Below are 21,122 nucleotides of genomic sequence, written 5' to 3' on the forward strand. Positions count from 1 at the left end.
AGGCGAGCTTGGAGCTTGCCGACGAGCTGGAGGCGGCATAGGATAGGCAACTGATCTCAGGTCCAGGACGGCGTCCGCCCCTCAGAGCAATGAGGCCGTTACACCAACATCCCCGACACTACCGACAGAGCAGAACATGCGAGATAATCCTCGCGCTAGAGATGTAGGGTTACTTGAATCGTTGAATGGTGGGACGTTTTCGTTCCGCCATTCAGCCTACTTCGACTAGGATTTCAGGCACGACGGGAAGGCCGCGCATTCCCGGACCACGCGGAGAGGGCTCCTGCAGGGAGCATGGGAAACGCGATTTCGGATTGGGCTTGCTATGGCGAACGGCGAGGTATGCAAGGCGACGGCGCTCCACGACGTCGCGAGGGAGTGCCCGTTCTGCGGCGGGAGGAAGGTCTATCTTGCGGAGACCAGGGCCGAGGGCAGGGCGACGCGCTACGGCGTCAGGTGCGCGAGCTGCTCGGCGAGCGTGGAGTCGGGGCGGTTCAGGCACCCGTGGGAGGCGATCGACGCCTGGAACGGCGGCAAACGGGGCAGGTACTGCGACCGCAAGGACGCCGACTAGCGCGATTTCGCGTGTCGACTGGGCGCGTTCTGCAGGGTTGGGCTGAATGGTGGGACGTTTTCGTTCCGCCCTTCAACTCGCGCACGCGGGACGCTATCCCTCGCGCCTGGGACCGGGCGCGACGTCTCCGTCGCCGCCCTGGGCTGAGACCTGGCCCCCGCGCCTGACAGTGCCGTCCAGGATCAGGGTCTCCCCGTGCCCCACAAGCTGGAGCGTATAACCGCACGCCGCCGCGAGGTCTACCAGGACGCGAGTCGACGGGTCAACCCCCCTCGATAGCATCACCGACACATATGCTGGCGCGCGACCCGCCTTGCGGGATACCTCGTAGCCTGACAGGCCAGACCGGTCTACCATCCTACGTACTGCGTCACTAGGCTTCATGCATGACCCAATCTACCTGCGTAAACGTCGTCTACATCATAGCACGGTCCCTAGCGCTAGGTATCGTTTGTGTGGAATTATGTAGTCGCTAGTTACCACTTGCACTTGCACTTGCAAGCTGAATGGTGGGGGCGTTTTCGCTCCGCCCTTCAACCACCTACGCCCTGATGCAGAACCACGTGCACGGCAAGGACGTCGGCACCGTCTCCGTGACGAAGGACAACTACGACAGCACCAAGGTCGCGTCCTACACCTGGAACCGTCCTACACCTGGAACGGCAAGACCTATGACGTGACCGCCAAGGAGGTCGGCGACGGTTTCAAGGTCGAAGACGGCGCGTCGTACAACGACGCAGCCGCGGCCTATCACGGCGCATGCCAGGAGTATGCGCCGAAGGCCCAGGAGGCCACCAGCAAGTGGTCCGACTACCAGAACGACGTCTTCGAGGACATCGTCCTGGTCATGCACGGCATCGAGGCATAGGTTCTTTCGAAGGCGGTTTTTGTGATGCGGGCCATCTGCGTTCTCGGGGCCGTCCCCTATGGCACGGAGGCGGTGCTGGCGCTCCTCGAGCGCCATCCGGGCAGATGGCCCACGTCCTTATCCGACCGCAATGACGTGCGTCCAGGCTGTCGGTCGCGCTCCTCGTCATCGTATTCGCCCTCTTCGTCATGGCCGCCGTGTTCCTCCCCCACGACGACCCGTCGGCCATCGTGCGGGAGTTTGCTAGACTGCCTGCAAAGCTGTCACCAACCTAGCGGAGGTGCCCCATGATCAACGTGCTTGACGTCGCCACGCCCCGTGACGGGTATTTCGCCACTGCCGTCCCCGGCACCGTCTCGGAGGTCATCGCGTCCCAGCTCGTGGCCGCAGGCTACCTCGCCGAGACGCTCGATGCGGAGGGCTTCCTGTCCGAGGGCGAGCGGCAGGCCGCGGTGTCGACGTTCCGTCGCTACCCCACCGTCCGCGACCGCGGGGTGAGGGCCCTCGTCTCCAACTACGACCAGGAACAGGTCGCGGCAATCGCCGACGCCCTTGCCGACGACCCTGCGTTCCGTCGCATGTGGTCCGCGGCCGAGGGGCTGCCGGGCTCGTGGCTCGACGGCGTGCCTGCCGAGGTTGAGCGGGAGCGCAGCCTCCTTCTGGCGGACTGGCGGTGACCGGCTGAATGGTGGGACGTTTTCGTTCCGCCCTTCAACAATGTAGGTGAGGTTGGCGATGAGCAGGGCAAAAAGGACTGTGAAGATCGTGATGAGCCTGGTCAGGCGGTTGCCGAGGGCGACTCGGCCGAGGACGCCGGACTCGGGGGTGTCGAGGCCGAAGCTGCTGAATGGAGGGACGTTTTGTTGAATGGTGGGACGTTTTCGTTCCGCCATTCAGCCGTGACCTCGACAAGGTTCTTGACCTTGAAGATCATTCCACGAACGCTCGGATTGTCGGGCAGCGCCGAAGTGTCGCCGATCTTGCGGAGACCCACGGCGAAGCAGGTCCTGGTCTGGTCCCTCTTGACCTGGGTGACAGCGCTGCGCACCAGCTTGACGGTGAGCGTCTTCTCTTCTGCCATGGATTAGTCCTCCTTCTTGCTGCCGAACATCTGGCCCACGGTCATGCCTCGGCGCTCGGCGGTCTCCTCGGGGCTGGAGAGCTCCTTCAGTTGAATGGTGAGACGTTTTCGTTCCGCCATTCAGCGGGAGGTGATCCAATTGGAAGACGTAAAGAAAATCGCCCTCGACGTGATAGCTGGACTCATAGTCCACTTCACGGAAAGGGCGATTGAGAACAGGCTCGACCGCAGTCACCGACCAAAGCACATGCGGCAGCGAGCACGGGCTGGGGGGCCTCGGCCCCCGCCCCTCCCATCCTAGCAGAGAGAGGAGTTTCCTATGAGAACGTTCGTAGACGCGCTCTTGGCGTTCGCAGTTGAATGATGGGGCGTTTTCGTTCCGCCATTCAGCTTCCTAAGAGCGCGTCGGCGAACTCGTCTGATACCTCCATGTCGTTGTGCTCGAGGTTGTACGTCATCTCCTCGGTCCACCTTGCGCCGTTTTTCTCATACATTGCGTCCGTGATGTTGGTCGTTTCCCCTGTCGCGTAGTCAGTCAGATACCCAGCGGCCATGGCGATGGGCTTCTGCCCGCGCATTGCGTCAAGAAGCCTGTTCTTGTCATCCCTGCGCACGCCAAGCCTTGGAACCGCCCCACGATGGTAGTTTTCCGTGATGGGGAAAATGGTCATTGCTTCCTCCTTGGGGAGAACTCTACGAAGCCCCCGTCACCAAACGCGCCAACCGACATGCTGCCGTCCGAGTTAACGAAGAGAGCGTAGTTAGGAGCCGAAACCCTTACGCCGAGCCTGTCTGCCAGATCCTGCGCGGTTGAATGGTGGGACGTTTCGTTCCGCCATTCAGCATACTTCGACTAGGATTTCAGTCACGACGGGAGGGCCGCGCATTTCCGGACCACGCGGAGAGGGCTTCTGCAGGGAGCATGGGAAACGCGATTTCGGATTGGAACAGGCATGGAAACGCACAGGGACGAGTACAGGCTCACCAGGACCCACGACGTCGCGAGGGAGTGCCCGTTCTGCGGCGGGACCACGATATGCCTCGTCGAGAGGGACTTCGCCGGAGTTGGCAAGCGCTACGGCGTGATCTGTGCAGACTGCATGGCCGGCATCGAGCCAGGCACGTTTACGACCCCGTGGGAGGCGATCGACGCCTGGAACGGCGGCGAGCGGGGCAGGTACTGCGACCGCAGGGACGCCGACTAGGCTGAATGGTGGGACGTTTTCGTTCCGCCCTTCAACAAATGCTATCCGGGGAATAATACGTTTGAGGTGTCTCCCGTCGGTATCCAGTATCTCTATTGCGACCCAGTATCGCTGGAGGGCAGGGACCCGAGGCTATTCTCGTTTGCCATAGCCCAGCTACTTAGATTGCGTGAAGTGCGCTGATGCTCTATCACGGGACAATCGTGTTCGAGGTGCCATACAAGGGGAAGTGGTACCGCATCGATGCCCTCCACGCCAAGTTAAGCCTTTACGAGAAGACTGACGTTCCCGTCGAGGTTGCCGATCGTGCGGTCTCCGCGCTTGTGGCGGCATTCTACCGACTCGACGATGCCCCAGACGGCCCAAAGGCGCGCTCTACTGCCGAGGAGGCTCTACGAGAAGAGTTCGGGGATGCAAGGTTCGTCAGCGATACAGTCCCCTACGGAGTTGCTACATGATGCGAGACTACGACGCCATGCGAGCCGTGCTCGCGACTGCCGCCAGAGGCGGCCGGCCCTCCAAGTACGGGGACCTCTGGTCTGCCGTCCGGGACGAGTCCGTGCTTAGGTCCGAGCTCGCGCGCCTGGGCCGCGACGGCCTGCTCGACAGCTGAATGGTGGGGCGTTTTCGTTCCGCCCTTCAACACGACGGGAGGGCCGCGCATTCCCGGACCACGCGGAGGGGGCTCCTGCAGGGAGCATAGGAAACGCGATTTCGGATTGGACTTGCTATGGCGAACAATGAGGTATGCAAGACGACGACGCTCCACGACGTCGCGAGGGAGTGCCCGTTCTGCGGCGGGAGGAACGTCTTCCTTATCGAGAGGCGCGTCGATGGCAGGATTACGCGCTACGGCGTCAGGTACGCGAGCTGCTCGGCAAGCGTGGAGTCGGACCGGTTCAGGCACCCGTGGGAGGCGATCGACGCCTGGAACGGCGGCGAGCGGGGTAGGTACTGCGACCGCAAGGACACCGACTAGCGCGATTTCGCGTGTCGAAGGCCGTACTCAAGACCCTAGACGCGATGGGGCGCTAACGTCAGAGACCCGCGAGCCACTCGTTGAACAGCCGAGAGCGGCATCACGGCCCGTTGTCGGTCATCACGCGCCCGACCTCGACGCCGAGGCTCCGGTAGAAGTCCTGGGCGCACCCCATGAACGCGGCGCATAGCACTTGGAGAACAGGTCCCAGGAGACGAGCTGTCCACAAGGTGGGACAACCTACGTACATGCCATAGACATCCATGCCAACACCCTGCTCGCCGAGGAGTGCGAGCGCTACCTCAGGTCTGGGAGGCTGGGAAGCGCCTTCGAGGTAAGGGGCAAGGAGGTCGCCCTCATGCTCGCGGAGGCGGAGGACGTGCTTCCGAAGGGAGGCCTTGCGGCCCTCGGGGTCGACACGCCGGACGGGAACGCCGGATGGCAGGAGCTCGACGAGTTCGGCCTGCCGAAGCCACACGACTACGAAGGCCCCCGCTTCACGGTGCTGGACTACGGATCCGACGAGTACGCGCAGGCCAAGAGCCTGGACGAGGCGATTAACCTGCGCGGCTTCAAGGCGTTCGTGGACAAGGTCGCGCCGTCCGACTTCGCTGACGACGCCCCAGGCGTGCGCAAAGTGGGGATCGCCCAGCTCTGGTCTCAGTCGACTTGGGAGAGCGGGTTCGAGGACAGGGACGTAGAGCACGAGCTGGAGGCGCTCACCGTAGAGGTGGGCGACCTGCTGACCGTCATGCCCCTGGACTACGGCCTGACGCACGGCGACGACCAGGACGGCCTCGAGGTGCGCGACCAGGGCTTCGCCTTCTTCAAGGGCGAGACGATGCTCCCCTACACCCTCAGCCACGACTACGACCAGAGTCTCGTCTTCGACGCCCTGCTCACGCTAGACGAGGGCCAGCTGCTCGCGTTCCTCGTTCTCGACAACGACTGCACCGGAGGAGACGGCGTGCCGGGCGATGAGCACTTCTGCTGGCGCGTGTACACCCCGACCGTGGAGGTCCTGAAGCTGGGCGCAGCCGCGCAGGCTCCCGAGCGGCCGTAGCCGACGACCGGCCGGGGGCAGCTGAGAGCTGACGGCAGGACGTCCTTGTCACATCCTTCGACCGAACCCGAACGAGGCGCGGGCCGGAGAAGCGTGCCGGCAACGGCCGTCCGGGCCTGGACCCCGCTGCCGAACGCGGGACGCAAAGGGCAATCCTCATCAGGGGAGAATCCAGCGCGTCGAGGCGAGCAGGACACGCGGGGAGCGAGCCATAGGCGGATGCGGCGGTCCAGCACAGGCGATCGACCCGCTGAGAGCGGTTCTGCGGACGGCCCAGCGGCGCGCACCCCAGGCTTCCCCTAGGCCCGCAGCGCATCAACGTTGTAACTAAGAGCCACAAATCGCTTTTTCTCGACAAAAGCCGCCGATTTTGTCCGCTAAACGCGATTTGAGGGAGGAGCAAATCGCGTTTTCTCGACAGAATCTCGAGGAATTGTCGGGAAAAAGCGATTTGCTCACGAAAGGGCCGTGCCGGTGTGGCGCGCCGGCACGGCCTAGAATGTCATGGGGCGGACAAGGACGGCTTAGAGGGGCTCTCAGCGGCTCGCCCGTTTGGACGTCCTTGTCCCACCCCTCGACGCGATGGCTCGGCCAGGGTAGCCGGTGGCGGCGGCCGGTGGCAGCTGCCGGTGGCGGCGGCCGGTGGCGGCGCGGCCGGAGCCCGGACTGGCGCGTCTAGTCCTTGGAGAAGGACATGGTGTAGACGAAGCTCTTCGGGTCGTAGTAGTCGAGGGCGTCGCCGTCCACCTCGGCGTAGGGGTAGCCGAAGTAGTTGAGCGCGGGGCCGTCCTGCGCCGGGCTGAGCGTGACCTCGCGGCCGAAGGAGAGCTGGACGCGCTGCGAGTCCAGGCCTCCCCAGTAGTACTCGGCCTTGTCCTTGGTCTCCTGCTGGTCCTTGGTCCAGTTGTTCTTGAGGACGGCCTTGAGGACGTCCGCGGGGTCCGCGGAGACCCAGCCCGTACCGGGCAGGTAGAACTCGGCCCAGCAGTGCTGGCCACCGGTCACGTCATCGCCGTTCATGCGGACGCCGAAGAGCTCGCGAGCGGGGACGTCAACCGCGCGGCACAGGCCGACGAACACGGAGTTGATGTCGGTGCACTTGCCGGAGCGCGTGGAGAGCAGTGCGCAGACGTCGCCCTGGCCGCAGCCCTTCACGTTCTCGTCGCGGTTCATATTGGCGACGATCCAGTCGTAGATAGCCCTGGCCTTATCGAGGACCGTGGTCTTGTCGCCCACGATCTGCTTGGCGGCGTCGACGACCTGCTGGTTCACGGGAACGAGCGTCGAGCCCTCGAGGTAGGGCTTGATGTCGTCGGGGACGTCGCCGGACTCCTTGAGGTCCGGGCGCACGCACTCCTCGCGCGAGGCGTGGAAAGCGAGGGTGCAGGTCCTCGTCGCGGGATCGGCGTCGGCGCCCCACTCCACGTACAGCATCTGGTTGCCGTTGTCGTCGGTGTTGACCTGCGCGACCTCGGCGCCGGGCGCGTCAAAGCTCACGTCGGTGATCTTCTGGTACTCGTAGTCCTGCGGGACGTTGAGCCACAGGCGCACGGGCTTCCCGGCCTCGTACTGCGTGAGGTCGACCTTCGTGGTGACGACGCCCGCGGTGGTCTCGACCGCAGACGCAGGCGCGGCCTGCTGCTGGCCGGCCGCGGGGGCGGCCTGGCTGCCGGAGCCGGTGGTCCCGCAGCCCGCGAGGGCGACCACGGTGACGGCGGACGTGCCGACGAAGCCGAACAGCCTCAGCGCGTCCCTTCTCGTTACGTTCTTCTCCACATTCCTCATGACGACTCCCATCGACTATCGCCGGGGCCATGCCGGCCTCGGCTACCGTTGCCCCGCGAGCGGGGCGCGTTCACAACTTGCGGGCGGGTGCGGGCGGGCGTGGGCGAGTGCGGGCGGGTGCGGGCGAGCGCCCGCGGGGTGCCCGCCCCCTACGAGAGCTCGGCGAGCAGGGACTCGAGCTCGTCGCGCTCGATGGCGCCCACCCGCACCTTCGCTATCTGCCCGTCGCTTCCCACGAACACCGAGGTGGGGAACCCGTTGACGCCGATGTAGCGCGAGAGCGACCCGTTCGTGTCCATGAGGACGGGGACCTTGACGTCCTTCTCGCGCGCCCACGCGACGAAGTCCTCCGGGCTCCGCTCGCCATTCTGGTCGGGGACCACGACAGAGGTCACCCGGACGTCCCCGGCCTCGGCGTGCTCCTGGTAGACCTCCTCGAGCTGGCCGAGGTCGGCGACGCACGAGCTGCACCAGCTGCCCCAGAACTCGAAGTAGAGCGGCTCGCCCTTGTACTCAGAGAGCCTGTGCACGTTGCCGTCGAGGTCGGTGAGCGAGACGTTCTTCCAGGCCGTCGAGATGCCCGAGGTCTCGGCGTCGCCGGCATGGACGCCCTGCGCCTCGGAGACGAGCGCGGCGGACTGCGCGTCCTCGCTCGCCGCCTGCGCGGCCCTGCTCTGCGCCTGCACCGTGCCGACCTGGGTCGCGATCATCCAGACGCCCATGATGGCGATAAGGACGCCGCCGATGCGCTGGGCGACGGGAAGGAAGCGGTTCAGCCCGCGCAGCCGCTCGAAGACGGCGCCCGACGCGAGCGTGATCGCGACGAAGGGCACGCAGAGCCCGAGCGAGTAGCACAGCAGCAAGGCGCCGCCCTGGAGCGCCGGCCCCTGGCCCGCTGCGACCGCGAGGATGCTCCCCAGGATGGGGCCCACGCAGGGCGTCCACCCGAAGGAGAAGGCGACGCCGAGGAGGAAGGCGCTGAGGACGCCCCTAACCTTGATCCTGCCGAGGGCCCCGGCGCGGGAGTCCTTCTGGAGGAACGGGACGGTCACGACGCCCGAGAGCAGGAGGCCAAAGAAGACGACCACGACGCCGAGCGCCATCGTGACCCAGGGGCTCTTCATGAACGAGCCGAGCGACGCTACCCCCGCCCCCATCGTCACGAAGACGCAGGAGATTCCGAGCACGAAGGCGACGGTGTTGGCGCAGCGCCGCGCGAGGGAGAACTCCGCGCCGTCGCCGGCGTCTGTAGTGAGGATGCCGGCATATACCGGCAGCAGGGGAAGCACGCAGGGCGAGAAGAACGACAGGAGGCCCGCCCCGAATGCCGAGGCCACCACGGGAATGTCCATTAGCTACCTTTCTTCGCTGGTGGCGCAGGGGCCCGGGGCTCCCGCACGTGAGGTCGACGCTTCTGCGACGCGGGGTTCGAGCCGCACGCGAACGGATTCGGTACTTTAGCAAAATATTCCTTGCATATGATGTGATGATTTGATTAGCAAACAGTTTCGCCATGAATGGCGCCCGAGAAGCGCGGCGGGACGCGGCGGCGGGCACAGCGGCGGGACACGGCGGGGCCCACCCGCGGCGCCGGCCCGGACGTCGACGGGCTACAATGGCTGCGCACGCACCACGACCTCCGGAGGACCCGTGACCCGACTCTACATCGATGCCGACGCCTGCCCCGTCATCCGCGAGTCCCTTTCGGCCGCCAGGGTGCTGCGCGTTCCCTGCGTCATCGCTGGCAACACGACGCAGAACCTGGAGCGCCACCTCCGCGCTTCCGACCCGCGCGAGCCGCGCGACCCCGCGCGTCCCGACGGCGGCTTCTGGGTAAGCACCGTCCAGGTCGGCGTGGGCGCCGACTCCGCGGACTTCGAGATCGCGGCCGCCGTCAACCCGGACGACGTGGTGGTCACGCAGGACATCGGCCTCGCAGACATCGTGCTCGGCAGGGGCGCACGCGCCATCGGCGTGCGCGGGCACGTGTACAACCCGCTCACCATCGACTCGATGATGTTCATCAGACACGAGGAGAAGAGGGTGCGCCGGGCTGGCGGCAGGACCAAGGGACCGGCCGCCTTCACGAGCGAGGACAGGAGGCGCTTCTCGCGGAACCTCAGGCAGCTGCTGAGGGAGGCGCGCGAGTCAACAGGCCGCTGAGCAGCGTGGGTGCCCGGGGCCGGCGGGCGCCCGGGGCCGATTGGCGCCCGGGGCCGGCGGGCGCCCGGGGTCGCACCGGACGGAAAACTACGCACGGCTGAGACTCCACGCGATAAAAGCCCAGTTGGCGGATCGCGAAGAACGCAGCCGTGCGTAACTCCCAGCGTACGCGGCAGCTTCCGTCGCTCCCCTGCCGCCGTTATTCTGCGGACACCACCGCCCGCCGCCGTCGCCCGCGGTCCCGACGAGCCTTCGTGCCGCCTCCTCCCCGAAATCTTACGGCCGATGCCCGCCCTTAGCCGCCGGGACGGAGGAGTGCCCCGGCCGTGGAGAAACGCTTGCAATGCTTTAGAAATAACCATAGATTACAAAATCGTTGACCCACCTCAGAGGGCCTGAATGTGCTTCTCGGCACGCACAATAAACGCCCGGGCGGTCCGGCGCGCGGGTCCGCCCGCACGTCGCCCGCGGGTCCGCCCGCGGGTTCGCCCGGCCGTCGATCGCGCGCCGCGCGTCGTCCCACGCGGCGTCGCCACCCGAGCGGAGACGCGCCCGCGCCGGCGCTTCCGACCGAGGTCCGTCGACACGCGCCCGCTCCTGGCCCCGGCCAGGCGCCCGGCGCCCAAGGCAGGTTCGACAAGGGGCCTGCGCCCGCAAGGGCGGGGCCCCGCACGATAGGAGAGGCAGAGCGCATGCTGAAGATCGCGATCTACGGCAAGGGGGGCATCGGCAAGTCGACCGTCACGAGCAACCTCTCGGCGGCGTTCGCCCACATGGGCAAGCGCGTGATCCAGATCGGCTGCGACCCCAAGGCCGACTCGACCATCAACCTGCTGGGCGGCACGCCCGTCCGCCCCGTGATGGACTACCTGCGCAGCGAGGACGAGGACCCCGAGGACATCTCCGACGTCTCCGAGGTCGGCTTCGGCGGCGTCCTGTGCATCGAGACCGGCGGCCCCACGCCGGGCCTGGGCTGCGCCGGGCGCGGCATCATCGCGACCTTCGACCTGCTGGAGGAGCTGTGCCTCTTCGAGACCTACCAGCCCGACGTTGTCCTCTACGACGTCCTGGGCGACGTCGTGTGCGGCGGCTTCGCAGCCCCCATCCGCGAGGGCTACGCGGAGCAGGTCCTCATCGTCACGAGCGGCGAAAAGATGGCCCTCTACGCCGCCAACAACATCGCGACCGCGGTGTCCAACTTCGAGGACCGCGGCTACGCCAAGGTCGCGGGCATAGTCCTCAACCGGCGCAACGTGCCGGACGAGCTCGCGAAGGTCCAGGCCTTCTCGCATGCCGCCGGCGCGCCGATCGTGGCCGACGTCCCGCGCTCGGACGACATCAACCGCTGCGAGGACGAGGGCATGACCGTGGTCGAGAAGGACCCGGAGCTTGCCATCTCCCGCGTGTTCCTGGACCTCGCCGCCCGCCTGCTCGAGCCCGGCGACGCGCCCGGCAAGGCCGCCGCCGGCGCCGCGACCGCGGAGCGCGCCCGATGAGCCCGCAGCGCCCCGTCTGCCCGGGACCGGCCGCCCGCGTGCAGCACCCCGCCCCGGGCCGGACGCCCGTCTCCTACACCGCGGCCGAGCTCGTCGCACGCGGCGCAGACGACATCCCCGCCGAGCTGGTGTCCAACACGCACCTCATCTACAGCTCGCCCGCGGCGCTCGCCTTCAACTCGCCCGGCGCCGAGGGCTTCGGCGTCAAGCGCGCCGGCCTCGCCATCCCCGGCTCGGTCATGCTCGTGGTCTCCCCCGGCTGCTGCGGCCGCAACACGAGCTGCGTCTCCGAACTGCCCGGCTACGAGCACCGCTTCTTCTACCTGCAGATGAGCGAGACGGACCTCATCACGGCCCGCCACCTCAAGCGCATCCCGGAGGCGGTCCGCGCCGTCGTGGAGGGCCTGCCCGAGCGCCCCTCGGTGGTTATGGTATGCATCACCTGCGTCGACGCCCTTCTCGGCACGGACATGGACCGCGTCTGCCGCAAGGCCGAGGAGGCCGCCGGCGTGCGCGTGCGCCCCTGCTACATGTACGCGCTCACCCGCGAGGGCCGCAAGCCCCCGATGGTCAACGTGCGCCAGTCCATCTATTCGCTGCTCGAGCCGCGCCGCCGTGACCCGCGTGCCTGCAACCTGCTGGGCCACTTCGCGCCCGTCGATGAGGCGAGCGAGCTGCGCGCCTTCCTGCGCGACGCCGGGCTGCGCCACGTCCGCGAGGTCTCCTCCGCCGAGAGCTACGACGAGTTCCTGCGCATGGCTGAGGCCAACTTCAACCTGGTGCTCGACCCCGAGGCGGGCCCCGCCGCGCAGGACCTGCAGGAGCGGCTCGGCACCCCCTGGATCGAGCTGCGCCGCTTCTACGGCATCGGCCGAATCGAGCGCCAGTACGACGCCCTCGCGGTCGCGCTCGGGACGAGCTTCGACCAGGCGGGGCCCCGCGAGCGCGCCGCCAGCCAGGTGCGCGCCTTCTGCCAGGCCCACGCGGGCGAGGTCCTGGCCGTGGGCGAGTGCTGCAACGCCGACCCCTTCGAGCTCTCGCTCGCGCTCGTCGGCTACGGCCTCCGGGTCGCCGAGGTGTTCTGCACCGTCACGCCCGAGAGCTACGTCTACCTGCGTGCCCTCGCCAAGGCCTCGCCGGAGACGCGCTTCTTCTCCAACCTCGAGCCCACCATGGTGGACTATTCGCCCGCAGGCTCCGGCGTCACGCTGACCATCGGCCGCGACGCCGGCTACTACCACCCCGGCTGCCCCAACCTGCCGTGGAACACCGACCGGCAGCCCTTCGGCTACGAGGCGCTGGAGGGGCTCTTCTCCTCGCTCTCCCGCCTGCTCGCGGGCGAGGAGACCCACACGGCCGCGTCCGTCACGCTCGGCGGCGGCCGCGCGTCGGCGGAGAAGGACGGCGCCGCAGCACCCGCCACGGCCCCGCGAGGCCCCCGCGCCGTGCCCGCGCCCGCGTCTGGCAGCTGCCTCGCTCCCGCGCAGCGCGTCCGCGGCCTCAGCCGCTACCTCACGCCCTTCGCCCCCGACCAGTCCGGCGCGATCTCCGTGCTCTACGGGCTCGGCGGCATGAGCGTCGTTGTCGACGCGGGCGGCTGCGTCGGCAACATCTGCGGCTTCGACGAGCCGCGTTGGCTCGGCCGCACGGACGCGGTCTTCTCGGCCGGCCTGCGCGACATGGACGCCATCCTCGGCCGCGACGACCTGCTCGTGCGCAAGCTCGCCGACGCCACGCGCAAGGTCGACGCCTCCTTCGTCGCCCTCGTTTCCACGCCGGTGCCCTCCGTGATCGGCACCGACCTCAACGCGCTGCGCCGCATGGCCGAGCGCGCCTGCGGCCTGCCCACCGTCTGCGTGGACACCGACGGCATGCGCCTGTACGACTCCGGCGCGGAGAAGGCCTACCTCGCTCTGCTCTCCGCCTTCGCCGAGGGCGCGGGCGAGAAGGACGCGCAGCTCGGGGCCGCCGCGACCCCCGCCGTCGCGGCCACCGCGGCCCCCGCCGCGACCCCCGCCGCGGGCGCGCGCCCCGCCCGCGAGCGCGGCCGGCTCAACGTGCTCGGCGCCACCCCGATGGACCTCTCCTGCACGGACGCCGCGCCGCTCAGGCGCGCGCTCGAGGCGGAGGGCTGGCGTGAGGTGGCCCTTCTCGGCATGGACGCCACCCTGGACGACGTGCGGCGCGCGGGCGCGGCGGAGCGCAGCCTCGTGGTCTCCCCCTCCGGCCTCGCGGCCGCGCGCTGGCTCGAGCGGCGCTTCGGCGTCCCCTACGACGTCGGCTACCCGCTCGCGCGCGATCTCGTCCCCGAGCGCTCCTGGGAGGGCGCGCGCGTCCTGGTGGTGCACCAGCAGGTGGCGGCCGACGCGATCCGCCGCGTCCTTCTCGCCCGCGGCGCCGCCGAGGTCACGTGCGCCACCTTCTTCAAGCTGCCCGAGGAGTGCCGCCGCGCGGGCGATGTCGCCCTGCGCGACGAGGCGGACTTCGCCCAGGCCGTAGGCGAGCTCGCCCCGGACGTGATCCTCGCGGACGCGGTGCTGCGCCCGCTCGTGCCCGGCTTCTCCGGCGCGTTCTTTGACGAGACGCACTTCGCGCTCTCCGGCCACCTCGCGAGCTTCGGGGAGGTCGGGCCATGCGAGTGACGCGCCGCCTGCGCTGCTACGGCATAGTCCAGGGCGTGGGCATGCGCCCCACGGTCGACCGGCACGCGCACGCCGCCGGCGTCGCGGGCAGCGTGTGCAACAAGGGCCCCTACGTCGAGATCTTCGCCCAGGGCGAGCCCGGGCGGGTCGACGAGTTCTGCCGGCTCGTGCGCGAGCGCCCGCCGCGCCGCGCCGACGTCGTGAAGGTCGAGGTCACAGACGTGCCGGCCGCGGAGGCTCCGAGCTTCGCGGGCTTCTCGATCAAGGAGAGCGAGCGCACCGAGGGGGCGATCTTCGTCTCGCCGGACATCGCGGTCTGCGACGACTGCAAGCGCGAGCTCTTCGACCCCGCCGACCGCCGCTACCTGCACCCCTTCATCAACTGCACCTGCTGCGGGCCGCGCCTCACAATCCTGCGCTCCCTGCCCTACGACCGCGAGCGCACCTCCATGGGCGCCTTCCCCATGTGCGACGACTGCGCGCGCGAGTACTCGGACCCCGCGTCGAGGCGCTACGACGCGCAGCCCATCTGCTGCAACGAGTGCGGGCCCGAGGTCTACCTGCTCGACCGGCCCGAGCGCGGCTCCGCCGCCATCACGGAGGCCCGCCGCTGCATCGCCTCGGGCGGCATCGTCGCGGTGAAGGGCATCGGCGGCTTCCACCTGTGCTGCGACGCGACGTCGGAGGAGGCCGTCTTGCGCCTGCGCCGGCGCAAGCGCCGCCCGGCCAAGCCCTTCGCCGTCATGGCCGCGGACGAGGCCGTGGCCGCGCGCGAGTGCGCGCTCGACGCCGCCCGGCTCGAGGTCCTGTGCGGCCACCAGAAGCCCATCGTCCTCGCGCGCCGGGCCGCGGGCTCGACGCTCGCGCCCTCGGTCGCGCCGGACAACCCCAAGGTGGGCCTCATGCTCCCCTACGCGCCGCTGCAGCTGCTGCTCTTCTCCTACCCGGACGGCGTCCGCGTGCCCGACGTCCTCGTGATGACCAGCGCGAACGTCTCCGGCGCCCCCATCTGCCGCTCCGACGAGGACGTGCGCCGCGACCTGGCGGGCCTCGCGGACCTCGTGCTCTCCCACGACCGGCAGATCCTGACGCGCGCCGACGACTCGGTGTGCGACTTCTTCGCGGGCGAGCCCTACATGGTGCGCCGCTCGCGCGGCTACGCCCCCTTGCCGCAGGTGGTCTCCGCCCTCGCGGGGCCGGCGGGCGGCCGCGGCGCGGGCGTTGTCGCCGTGGGCGGCGAGCTCAAGAACTGCTTCTGCGTGGGCGCAGGCGACCTCCTCTACCCGTCCGCCTACGTGGGCGACCTCTCCGACCTGCGCGGCGTCCGCGCGCTCGAGGAGGGCGTCCGTCGCATGGAGGACCTGCTCGAGGTCGAGCCCGAGGTCGTGGCCGTAGACCTCCATCCCCGCTACAACTCGCGCGCCGTGGGCGAGCGGCTCGCGCGCGAGGCCGGCGTCCCCCTCGTGGGCGTACAGCACCACTACGCGCACGTCGTCTCCTGCATGGCCGAGAACGACCACGCGGACCCGGTGGTCGGCGTCTCCTTCGACGGCACGGGCTTCGGCACCGACGGCACCGTCTGGGGCGGAGAGCTGCTGCTCTGCGACTACCACGGCTTCGTCCGCGCCGGCCACGTCGACCCCTTCGTCCAGGCCGGCGGCGACGCGGCCTCCCGCGAGGGCTGGCGCTGCGCCGTCGGTGTGCTCGCGGCGGCGGCAGGCGGCGCCGGGGCAGAGAAGGACGCGGGCCCGCAGGGAACGTCCGCGCCTGCGGCGCGCGGCGCCTCCGCCGAGCCGGACGTGGTCGCCCTCGCGGTCGGCCTCGGCCTCGCCGACGAGGCCCACGCCCGCGCCCAGGCCGCCATGGTCGCCCGCCGCATGAACGCGGTCGGCTCCACGAGCGCCGGGCGACTCTTCGACGCGGCGAGCGCCATCCTGGGCGTGCGGACGAGCTCGACCTTCGAGGGCGAGGCGTCCTGCGCGCTGCAGTTCGCCGCCGAGCGCCACGCGGAGGCCGCCGGCGCCCGCCTCGAGGCCGCCGGGCCCGAGGGAGCCGGGAGCGCGGCGGACGCTGCGGGCGCCACGGGCGCCGGGAGCTCCGCGGGCCGCCCCCTGGAGGAGGTCGCGGCGGAGGCCGCCCGGGGGCTCGCCCCCGCCGGAGGCCGGCTGCGCGAGGAGGGCGGCCAGGTCGTGCTCGCGACCAACGCGCTCTGCTCCCGCCTGGCCGAGGCGCGCCTCGCCGGGGAGGACCCAGGCCGGCTCGCCCTCGGCTTCCACCACGAGCTCGCCCTCATGGTGGCCGAGGCCTGCCGCCGGCTCGCCGACGAGACGGGCATCGGGACCGTCGCGCTCTCGGGCGGCTGCTTCCAGAACACGCTCCTCCTCGCGCTGACCAAGCGCCTGCTCGAGGATCGCGGGCTTGCGGTCCTCGTCCATGGGCTGATCCCACCCAACGACGGCGGGATCGCGCTGGGACAGGCGGTCGTGGCCGCCCAGCGCCTGCGCGACGAGGCCGCGGGCGACGAGGTCGGCCGCTACCGGGGCCCGCTAGGCAGGTCGCTCGCCGCAGCTGCGGTGGAGGCGGGGAAGGCCGGCGCGGCTGCGGTCGAGGCCGAGGTACGGGGCACGTAGGCGCCGCCGGGGCGCCACCAGTACCACAGACAGGGGTAATGCAGGCGCCACGCGGGCGCGAGCCGGCGCGGCGCCGGGAGAGGACTTGGAGGAGAGAGACATGTGCGTGGGACTTTCCGCGAAGGTGATCAAGGTGCGCGACGACGGGACCGCCGTCGTCGAGGCCACGGGCGCGCGCCGCGAGGTTTCGGCCGACCTGCTCGACGACCTCGAGCCGGGCGACTACGTGATGGTGCACGCCGGCTCGGCGATCGCCCGCATCGACGGCGACGACGGCGAGGAGACCGACGGCCTGGCCGAGGAGTACCTCTAATGGCGGCGGAGTCCGCGCCCGCGGGCGCCGGGCTGGATGCCGCCAAGGCACCCGGCGCCGCCCCGGGATCCGGGGCCGCCCTGGACGCCGCCGCGTCGCACGCCGACGCGGTCGAGGTCCTCAAGGGCTACGACGGCCCGCACGTGAGGATCATGGAGGTCTGCGGCACCCACACCCACGAGATCTTCCGCCAGGGGGTCCGCCGGCTCCTGCCGCCCGCGGTCGAGCTCATCTCGGGGCCCGGCTGCCCCGTGTGCGTGACGCCGGTGGGCTACATAGACGAGGCCGTACGCCTCGCCCTCGAGTGCGGCTGCACCATCTGCACCTTCGGCGACCTGGTGCGCGTCCCCGGCTCCAGGCTCTCGCTCGCCGACGCCCGCGCCCGCGGCGCTCACGTCCGCGTGGTCTACTCGCCGCAGGACGGCGAGGCGTACGCCGAGGCCCACCCCGAGGAGGACGTGGTCTTCCTGTCCGTCGGCTTCGAGACCACGACGCCCTCGACCTGCATCGCCGTGCGCACGGCGGCGGAGCGCGGCGTGAGGAACTTCTCGGTCCTGACCGCCAACAAGACCATGCCCGGCGCCTACGAGGCCATGAGGGACTCGTGCGACCTCTTCCTCTACCCCGGCCACGTGTGCGCGATCGCGGGCACCAAGGTGTGCGAGGACCTGGTCGCCGAGGGCGTGAGCGGCGTGGTCGCGGGCTTCACGGCGCGCGAGCTCGTCTGTGCGCTCGCCGTCGGCGTGACCAAGTTCCGCGAGGGCGCCCCCTTCTTCGTCAACTGCTACCCGCGCGTGGTACGCCCGGAGGGCTCGCCCGCCGCGCGGAGGCTCGTGGCGTCGATGATGGAGCCCTGCGACGCGCGCTGGCGCGGCATCGGGGTCATCCCCGACTCGGGTATGCGGCTCAACGAGGCCTACCGCGGCTTCGACGCGCTCGAGAGGCACGGCCTCGCGCACGAGGAGGGCGTGGAGCCCAGGGGCTGCCGCTGCGGCGAGGTGCTGCAGGGCAGGTGCACGCCCGAGGGCTGCGCGCTCTTCGGCAGGGCGTGCACGCCGGAGCACCCCGTCGGCGCCTGCATGGTCTCGAGCGAGGGCGCCTGCTCGGCGTTCTACCTGTACGGCGCAGCCACCAAGGAGGAGAAGTGATGAAGGACGTGGTCACGCTGGCGCAAGGCGCCGGCGGCAAGCAGACAAGCGAGCTCATCGAGCGCATCTTCAAGCGCCACCTGGACAACCCCGACCTCACGGCGGACGACGCCGCGGTCCTCGCGGTCCCGGCCGGCAGGATCGCCGTCTCCACGGACGGCTTCATCGTCTCGCCGGCGTTCTTCCCGGGCGGCAACGTCGGCAAGCTCTCCGTGTGCGGCACCGTGAACGACGTCGCGTGCATGAGCGCCACGCCCCTCTACCTCACCTGCAGCTTCGTGATCGAGGAGGGCTACCCCCTCGCCGACCTCGAGCGCATCGTGGAGGCCATGGCCGCCACCGCAGCGGAGGCGGGCGTGCGCGTCGTCGCGGGCGACACCAAGGTCGCCGGCAGGGGCCAGGTCGACGGCGTGTTCGTCACGACGACGGGCATCGGCCTCGTGCGCGAGGGCGCGAGCACCTCCGGCGCCCTGGCGCGCCCGGGAGACGTCGTCATCGTGACCGGAGACGTGGGGCGCCACGGCTGCGCGATCCTTCTCGCCCGCGACGAGTTCGGGATCGAGGCCGACGTCACGAGCGACTGCGCGCCGCTCGCCGCCGCCATCGGCGCCACGCTCGACGCGGCGCCGCACGTCCACACCATCCGCGACGCCACCCGCGGCGGCGTCGGCACGGTCCTCTACGAGATCGCGCACCAGAGCGGCGTGGGCGTGGAGCTCGACGCCGAGGCCGTCCCCGTGGCCCCCGAGGTCGCGGGCGTCTGCGGCATGCTCGGCCTGGAGCCGCTCTACCTCGCCTGCGAGGGCAGGCTCGTCGTGGTGGTGCCCGAGGAGGAGGCGGACGCGGCGCTCGCGGCCCTGCGCGCCTCGAGCCACACGGAGGGCGCCGCCGTCATCGGCCACATCACCGACGAGGAGCGCGGCCGCGTCCTCATGAGGACGCAGATCGGGACGCAGACGATCCTGCCGGAGCCGGGCAACGAGCTCCTGCCGCGGATCTGCTAGGGGGCAGCCATGGTCAAGCTGGCGTTCTACGGCAAGGGCGGCATCGGCAAGTCCACCTGCGCCTCCAACCTCGCCGCCATCTGGGCTGAGCGCGGCCACCGCGTGCTGCAGGTGGGCTGCGACCCCAAGGCGGACTCCACCCTGCTGCTCCGCCACGGCGAGGAGCTCCCCACCGTCATGGACCTCGTGCGGGCGGGCGCGCCCTTCTCGCTCGACGACGTGGTGCGCGAGGGCTTCTCGGGCGTGATGTGCGCCGAGGCGGGAGGGCCGCTGCCGGGCCTCGGCTGCGCGGGCAGGGGCATCGCGACCGCGCTCGAGACCCTGGAGGAGAAGGGCCTCTACGAGCGGCTCGACCCGGACGTGGTCATCTACGACGTCCTGGGCGACGTGGTCTGCGGCGGCTTCGCCGTGCCCATGCGCCAGGGCTACGCGGACCACGTGCTCGTGGTCACGAGCGGCGAGAACATGGCGATCCACGCGGCGGCCAACATCGGGCTCGCCGTGGAGAACTTCGCCCGGCGCGGCTACGCGCGGCTGGCGGGCCTCGTGCTCAACAGGCGCGACGTGCGCGACGAGGACGAGAAGGTCGCGGAGCTCGCGCGCGACCTCGGCTGCGGCGTGGTGGGGTCCCTCCCGCGCGACGCCGCCGTCACCGACGCCGAGGAGCGCGGGCTCACCCTCATGGAAGCCGCGCCCAAAGGCCCCATGGCCGACGCCTACCGCGCGCTCGCGGACGCGATCGAGCTGGGCTGCGGCTTTGGCTCGGGCGCGCCCGCGGAGGCCGGGCCCGCCGCGGGGGGTGTCGCCCGTGCTCTCTAGGGTCAGCCCGCGGCGGGCGCCCCAAGCCGGAGGCGGGGCGCCCGCCCCCTTCGTGCTCGCGCGCGACGCCGACCTCCCCCGCCCCGTCGCCAACGTGCTCGAGTTCAACGCGCCCGTGCACGGCAACTGGAACATCGTCCACACGGGCATGCTCGTACCCGAGGCGCACCAGATCTACGTCTGCGCCGACAACTGCCTGCGCGGCGTCGTCCTCACGGCCGCCGAGATGGGCGCCTCCGGGCGCTTCTCGAGCGTCGTGATCGAGGAGGGCGACCTCCTGGCCGACAATCTGGAGTCCGTCACGATCGAGGGCGTCTCCGACGTGATCAGGAGGCTGCCGAGGCGCCCGCCGGTGGTGATGGTCTTCCTCGTGTGCCTCCACCACTTCGTGGGCACCGACGTCGCCTACGTCTACGACGAGCTCGAGCGCCGCTTCCCGGACGTCACGTTCATGCGCTGCTGGATGGACCCCGTCATGCAGAAGACGGGCATCACGCCCGAGCAGCGCGAGCGCAAGGCGATGGTCGACCCGATCCAGGCGCTGCCCGAGGACCCGAGGCTCGTCTCCGTCCTCTCCGACGACCTGCGCCTGCCGGAGGACTCGGACGTCTTCCGCCTGCTCGCGGGCGCCGGCTTCGAGGTGCACCAGCTCCACGACTGCGCGACGTGGGAGGAGTACCTCGGGCTCGGCGCGAGCACGCTCTTCCTGACGCGGAGCTACTTCGGCGCGTGGGGCCTTGCCAAGATGGCGGCGAGGATCGGGAGGCGGGCGCTCTACCTGCCGCCCTCCCTCGGCTACGACGCCATCGACGCCGAGCTCGCCGAGCTCGCGGGCGCGCTCGGCATAGGCGCGCCCGACACCGCGCCCCTGCGCGCGGAGGCGGACGCCGCGCTCGACGCGCTCGCCTCGAGGCTCGCGGGCGCGCCCGTCGCGATCGACTACCTGGCCGTCAACCACCCGCTGGAGCTCGCGCGCACCCTGCTCGAGCACGGCTTCGACGTGCGGCGCGTCTACGTGGACGCCGTCGGCGCGGAGGAGCGGGCGAGCCTCGGGTGGCTCGCCGCGCACGCGCCCGAGCTCGAGCTGTGGAGCACCATCCACCCCATGCTCAGGCAGCTCCCGCGCGACGGCGGCGACCGCTGGCTCGCGGTGGGGCCCAAGGCCGCGTGGTTCCTGGGCACCGACCGCTTCGTGAACGCGATCGAGACGGACGGCCAGTGGGGCTACGCGGCGATCCTGCACCTGGCCGACCTCATGCGCGACGCGTGGGAGCGGCCGAAGGACCCGCGGGGCCTGGTCCCGCGGAAGGGGCTCGGCACGCCCTGCGCGTGCCAGCTCCCGCTCTAGGAGG

21 protein-coding genes and 1 pseudogene are annotated in these 21,122 nt (G+C 70.0%); 18 read left to right on the forward strand and 4 right to left on the reverse strand.

Going from position 1 to position 21,122, the window contains the following annotated elements; translation table 11 throughout:
• Nucleotides 1-325 precede the first annotated feature (325 nt).
• From VXJ25_RS09330 to VXJ25_RS09345, 4 genes are all read left to right on the forward strand, one after another.
• Complete coding sequence (locus VXJ25_RS09330) at nt 326-574, forward strand: Lar family restriction alleviation protein (RefSeq protein ID WP_330958945.1); 249 nt, start codon at nt 326-328, stop codon at nt 572-574.
• A gap of 551 nt (nt 575-1,125) precedes the next feature.
• On the forward strand, nt 1,126-1,254 hold the full coding sequence (locus VXJ25_RS09335; RefSeq protein WP_330958946.1) for a hypothetical protein: 129 nt from the start codon (nt 1,126-1,128) through the stop codon (nt 1,252-1,254).
• The gene (locus VXJ25_RS09340) at nt 1,251-1,442 is read left to right on the forward strand and encodes a hypothetical protein (protein ID WP_330958947.1); all 192 of its coding nucleotides are present in this window, start codon (nt 1,251-1,253) and stop codon (nt 1,440-1,442) included. The genes VXJ25_RS09335 and VXJ25_RS09340 overlap by 4 nt, the downstream gene beginning before the upstream one ends.
• A 287-nt stretch (nt 1,443-1,729) precedes the next feature.
• Nucleotides 1,730-2,119, forward strand: coding sequence for a hypothetical protein (locus VXJ25_RS09345; RefSeq protein ID WP_330958948.1), 390 nt, complete (start codon nt 1,730-1,732; stop codon nt 2,117-2,119).
• Between the two features lie 224 nt (nt 2,120-2,343).
• Here the strand turns inward: VXJ25_RS09345 and rpmD are convergent.
• Together rpmD and VXJ25_RS09355 are read right to left on the reverse strand one after the other, a co-directional pair.
• Nucleotides 2,344-2,523 (reverse strand): annotated as a pseudogene (gene rpmD / locus VXJ25_RS09350) (50S ribosomal protein L30); the annotation flags it as partial.
• A gap of 386 nt (nt 2,524-2,909) precedes the next feature.
• Nucleotides 2,910-3,194: a hypothetical protein gene (locus VXJ25_RS09355; RefSeq protein ID WP_330958949.1), complete on the reverse strand. Its 285-nt coding sequence runs from the start codon at nt 3,192-3,194 to the stop codon at nt 2,910-2,912.
• A 282-nt stretch (nt 3,195-3,476) separates the two neighbouring features.
• On the opposite strand from VXJ25_RS09355, the gene VXJ25_RS09360 reads away from it, so the two are divergent.
• The 5 genes from VXJ25_RS09360 (at nt 3,477) to VXJ25_RS09380 (ending at nt 5,770) form a co-directional block, all read left to right on the forward strand.
• Complete coding sequence (locus VXJ25_RS09360) at nt 3,477-3,728, forward strand: Lar family restriction alleviation protein (RefSeq protein WP_330958950.1); 252 nt, start codon at nt 3,477-3,479, stop codon at nt 3,726-3,728.
• Between the two features lie 182 nt (nt 3,729-3,910).
• Nucleotides 3,911-4,186: a hypothetical protein gene (locus tag VXJ25_RS09365; RefSeq protein ID WP_330958951.1), complete on the forward strand. Its 276-nt coding sequence runs from the start codon at nt 3,911-3,913 to the stop codon at nt 4,184-4,186.
• On the forward strand, nt 4,183-4,341 hold the full coding sequence (locus VXJ25_RS09370; RefSeq protein WP_330958952.1) for a hypothetical protein: 159 nt from the start codon (nt 4,183-4,185) through the stop codon (nt 4,339-4,341). The genes VXJ25_RS09365 and VXJ25_RS09370 overlap by 4 nt, the downstream gene beginning before the upstream one ends.
• A gap of 117 nt (nt 4,342-4,458) precedes the next feature.
• Nucleotides 4,459-4,707 carry a hypothetical protein gene (locus VXJ25_RS09375; RefSeq protein WP_330958953.1) on the forward strand — a complete coding sequence of 83 codons (249 nt, stop codon included), beginning with the start codon at nt 4,459-4,461 and terminating at the stop codon, nt 4,705-4,707.
• A 193-nt stretch (nt 4,708-4,900) separates the two neighbouring features.
• Nucleotides 4,901-5,770: a hypothetical protein gene (locus VXJ25_RS09380; protein WP_330958954.1), complete on the forward strand. Its 870-nt coding sequence runs from the start codon at nt 4,901-4,903 to the stop codon at nt 5,768-5,770.
• A 675-nt stretch (nt 5,771-6,445) separates the two neighbouring features.
• Here the strand turns inward: VXJ25_RS09380 and VXJ25_RS09385 are convergent.
• Nucleotides 6,446-7,555: a transglutaminase-like domain-containing protein gene (locus VXJ25_RS09385; protein ID WP_330958955.1), complete on the reverse strand. Its 1,110-nt coding sequence runs from the start codon at nt 7,553-7,555 to the stop codon at nt 6,446-6,448.
• A 149-nt stretch (nt 7,556-7,704) separates the two neighbouring features.
• Nucleotides 7,705-8,907: a cytochrome c biogenesis protein/redoxin gene (locus tag VXJ25_RS09390; RefSeq protein WP_330958956.1), complete on the reverse strand. Its 1,203-nt coding sequence runs from the start codon at nt 8,905-8,907 to the stop codon at nt 7,705-7,707.
• 298 nt (nt 8,908-9,205) lie between these two features.
• Here VXJ25_RS09390 and VXJ25_RS09395 point away from each other — a divergent pair, with 298 nt between their 5' ends.
• The 9 genes from VXJ25_RS09395 to VXJ25_RS09435 all read left to right on the forward strand — a co-directional run bounded on the left by VXJ25_RS09395 (nt 9,206) and on the right by VXJ25_RS09435 (nt 21,118).
• The gene (locus tag VXJ25_RS09395) at nt 9,206-9,718 is read left to right on the forward strand and encodes a YaiI/YqxD family protein (RefSeq protein ID WP_330958957.1); all 513 of its coding nucleotides are present in this window, start codon (nt 9,206-9,208) and stop codon (nt 9,716-9,718) included.
• 692 nt (nt 9,719-10,410) lie between these two features.
• Nucleotides 10,411-11,214, forward strand: coding sequence for a nitrogenase iron protein NifH (locus VXJ25_RS09400; RefSeq protein ID WP_330958958.1), 804 nt, complete (start codon nt 10,411-10,413; stop codon nt 11,212-11,214).
• Entirely contained in the window at nt 11,211-13,856 is a 2,646-nt protein-coding gene (locus VXJ25_RS09405; RefSeq protein WP_330958959.1) for a nitrogenase component 1, read from the forward strand. Before VXJ25_RS09400 ends, VXJ25_RS09405 begins: the two co-directional genes overlap by 4 nt.
• On the forward strand, nt 13,847-16,486 hold the full coding sequence (hypF, locus tag VXJ25_RS09410; protein WP_330958960.1) for a carbamoyltransferase HypF: 2,640 nt from the start codon (nt 13,847-13,849) through the stop codon (nt 16,484-16,486). Before VXJ25_RS09405 ends, hypF begins: the two co-directional genes overlap by 10 nt.
• 100 nt (nt 16,487-16,586) lie before the next feature.
• Nucleotides 16,587-16,799, forward strand: a complete 213-nt coding sequence (locus VXJ25_RS09415; RefSeq protein WP_330958961.1) for a HypC/HybG/HupF family hydrogenase formation chaperone — start codon at nt 16,587-16,589, stop codon at nt 16,797-16,799.
• Entirely contained in the window at nt 16,799-17,947 is a 1,149-nt protein-coding gene (gene hypD / locus VXJ25_RS09420) for a hydrogenase formation protein HypD (protein WP_330958962.1), read from the forward strand. The genes VXJ25_RS09415 and hypD overlap by 1 nt, the downstream gene beginning before the upstream one ends.
• Nucleotides 17,947-18,951, forward strand: coding sequence for a hydrogenase expression/formation protein HypE (gene hypE / locus VXJ25_RS09425; RefSeq protein WP_330958963.1), 1,005 nt, complete (start codon nt 17,947-17,949; stop codon nt 18,949-18,951). Before hypD ends, hypE begins: the two co-directional genes overlap by 1 nt.
• A 9-nt stretch (nt 18,952-18,960) precedes the next feature.
• Nucleotides 18,961-19,770: a nitrogenase iron protein NifH gene (locus VXJ25_RS09430; protein ID WP_330958964.1), complete on the forward strand. Its 810-nt coding sequence runs from the start codon at nt 18,961-18,963 to the stop codon at nt 19,768-19,770.
• Nucleotides 19,760-21,118 carry a nitrogenase component 1 gene (locus tag VXJ25_RS09435; protein WP_330958965.1) on the forward strand — a complete coding sequence of 453 codons (1,359 nt, stop codon included), beginning with the start codon at nt 19,760-19,762 and terminating at the stop codon, nt 21,116-21,118. The genes VXJ25_RS09430 and VXJ25_RS09435 overlap by 11 nt, the downstream gene beginning before the upstream one ends.
• The last annotated feature ends 4 nt before the right edge of the window (nt 21,119-21,122 follow it).

Source organism: Olsenella absiana (assembly GCF_036408855.1).
Taxonomy (GTDB): Bacteria; Actinomycetota; Coriobacteriia; order Coriobacteriales; family Atopobiaceae; genus Olsenella_K; species Olsenella_K absiana.

What these genes read in the sequence shown, in the direction of transcription:
- VXJ25_RS09430 (WP_330958964.1), top strand. Translation starts at nt 18,961, where the DNA reads ATGGTCAAGCTGGCGTTCTACGGCAAGGGCGGCATCGGCAAGTCCACC.
- VXJ25_RS09385 (WP_330958955.1), bottom strand. Translation starts at nt 7,555, where the DNA reads ATGAGGAATGTGGAGAAGAACGTAACGAGAAGGGACGCGCTGAGGCTG.
- hypE (WP_330958963.1), top strand. Translation starts at nt 17,947, where the DNA reads ATGAAGGACGTGGTCACGCTGGCGCAAGGCGCCGGCGGCAAGCAGACA.
- VXJ25_RS09370 (WP_330958952.1), top strand. Translation starts at nt 4,183, where the DNA reads ATGATGCGAGACTACGACGCCATGCGAGCCGTGCTCGCGACTGCCGCC.
- VXJ25_RS09330 (WP_330958945.1), top strand. Translation starts at nt 326, where the DNA reads ATGGCGAACGGCGAGGTATGCAAGGCGACGGCGCTCCACGACGTCGCG.
- VXJ25_RS09405 (WP_330958959.1), top strand. Translation starts at nt 11,211, where the DNA reads ATGAGCCCGCAGCGCCCCGTCTGCCCGGGACCGGCCGCCCGCGTGCAG.
- hypD (WP_330958962.1), top strand. Translation starts at nt 16,799, where the DNA reads ATGGCGGCGGAGTCCGCGCCCGCGGGCGCCGGGCTGGATGCCGCCAAG.
- VXJ25_RS09360 (WP_330958950.1), top strand. Translation starts at nt 3,477, where the DNA reads ATGGAAACGCACAGGGACGAGTACAGGCTCACCAGGACCCACGACGTC.
- VXJ25_RS09400 (WP_330958958.1), top strand. Translation starts at nt 10,411, where the DNA reads ATGCTGAAGATCGCGATCTACGGCAAGGGGGGCATCGGCAAGTCGACC.
- VXJ25_RS09345 (WP_330958948.1), top strand. Translation starts at nt 1,730, where the DNA reads ATGATCAACGTGCTTGACGTCGCCACGCCCCGTGACGGGTATTTCGCC.
- VXJ25_RS09390 (WP_330958956.1), bottom strand. Translation starts at nt 8,907, where the DNA reads ATGGACATTCCCGTGGTGGCCTCGGCATTCGGGGCGGGCCTCCTGTCG.
- hypF (WP_330958960.1), top strand. Translation starts at nt 13,847, where the DNA reads ATGCGAGTGACGCGCCGCCTGCGCTGCTACGGCATAGTCCAGGGCGTG.
- VXJ25_RS09415 (WP_330958961.1), top strand. Translation starts at nt 16,587, where the DNA reads ATGTGCGTGGGACTTTCCGCGAAGGTGATCAAGGTGCGCGACGACGGG.
- VXJ25_RS09335 (WP_330958946.1), top strand. Translation starts at nt 1,126, where the DNA reads ATGCAGAACCACGTGCACGGCAAGGACGTCGGCACCGTCTCCGTGACG.
- VXJ25_RS09375 (WP_330958953.1), top strand. Translation starts at nt 4,459, where the DNA reads ATGGCGAACAATGAGGTATGCAAGACGACGACGCTCCACGACGTCGCG.
- VXJ25_RS09355 (WP_330958949.1), bottom strand. Translation starts at nt 3,194, where the DNA reads ATGACCATTTTCCCCATCACGGAAAACTACCATCGTGGGGCGGTTCCA.
- VXJ25_RS09365 (WP_330958951.1), top strand. Translation starts at nt 3,911, where the DNA reads ATGCTCTATCACGGGACAATCGTGTTCGAGGTGCCATACAAGGGGAAG.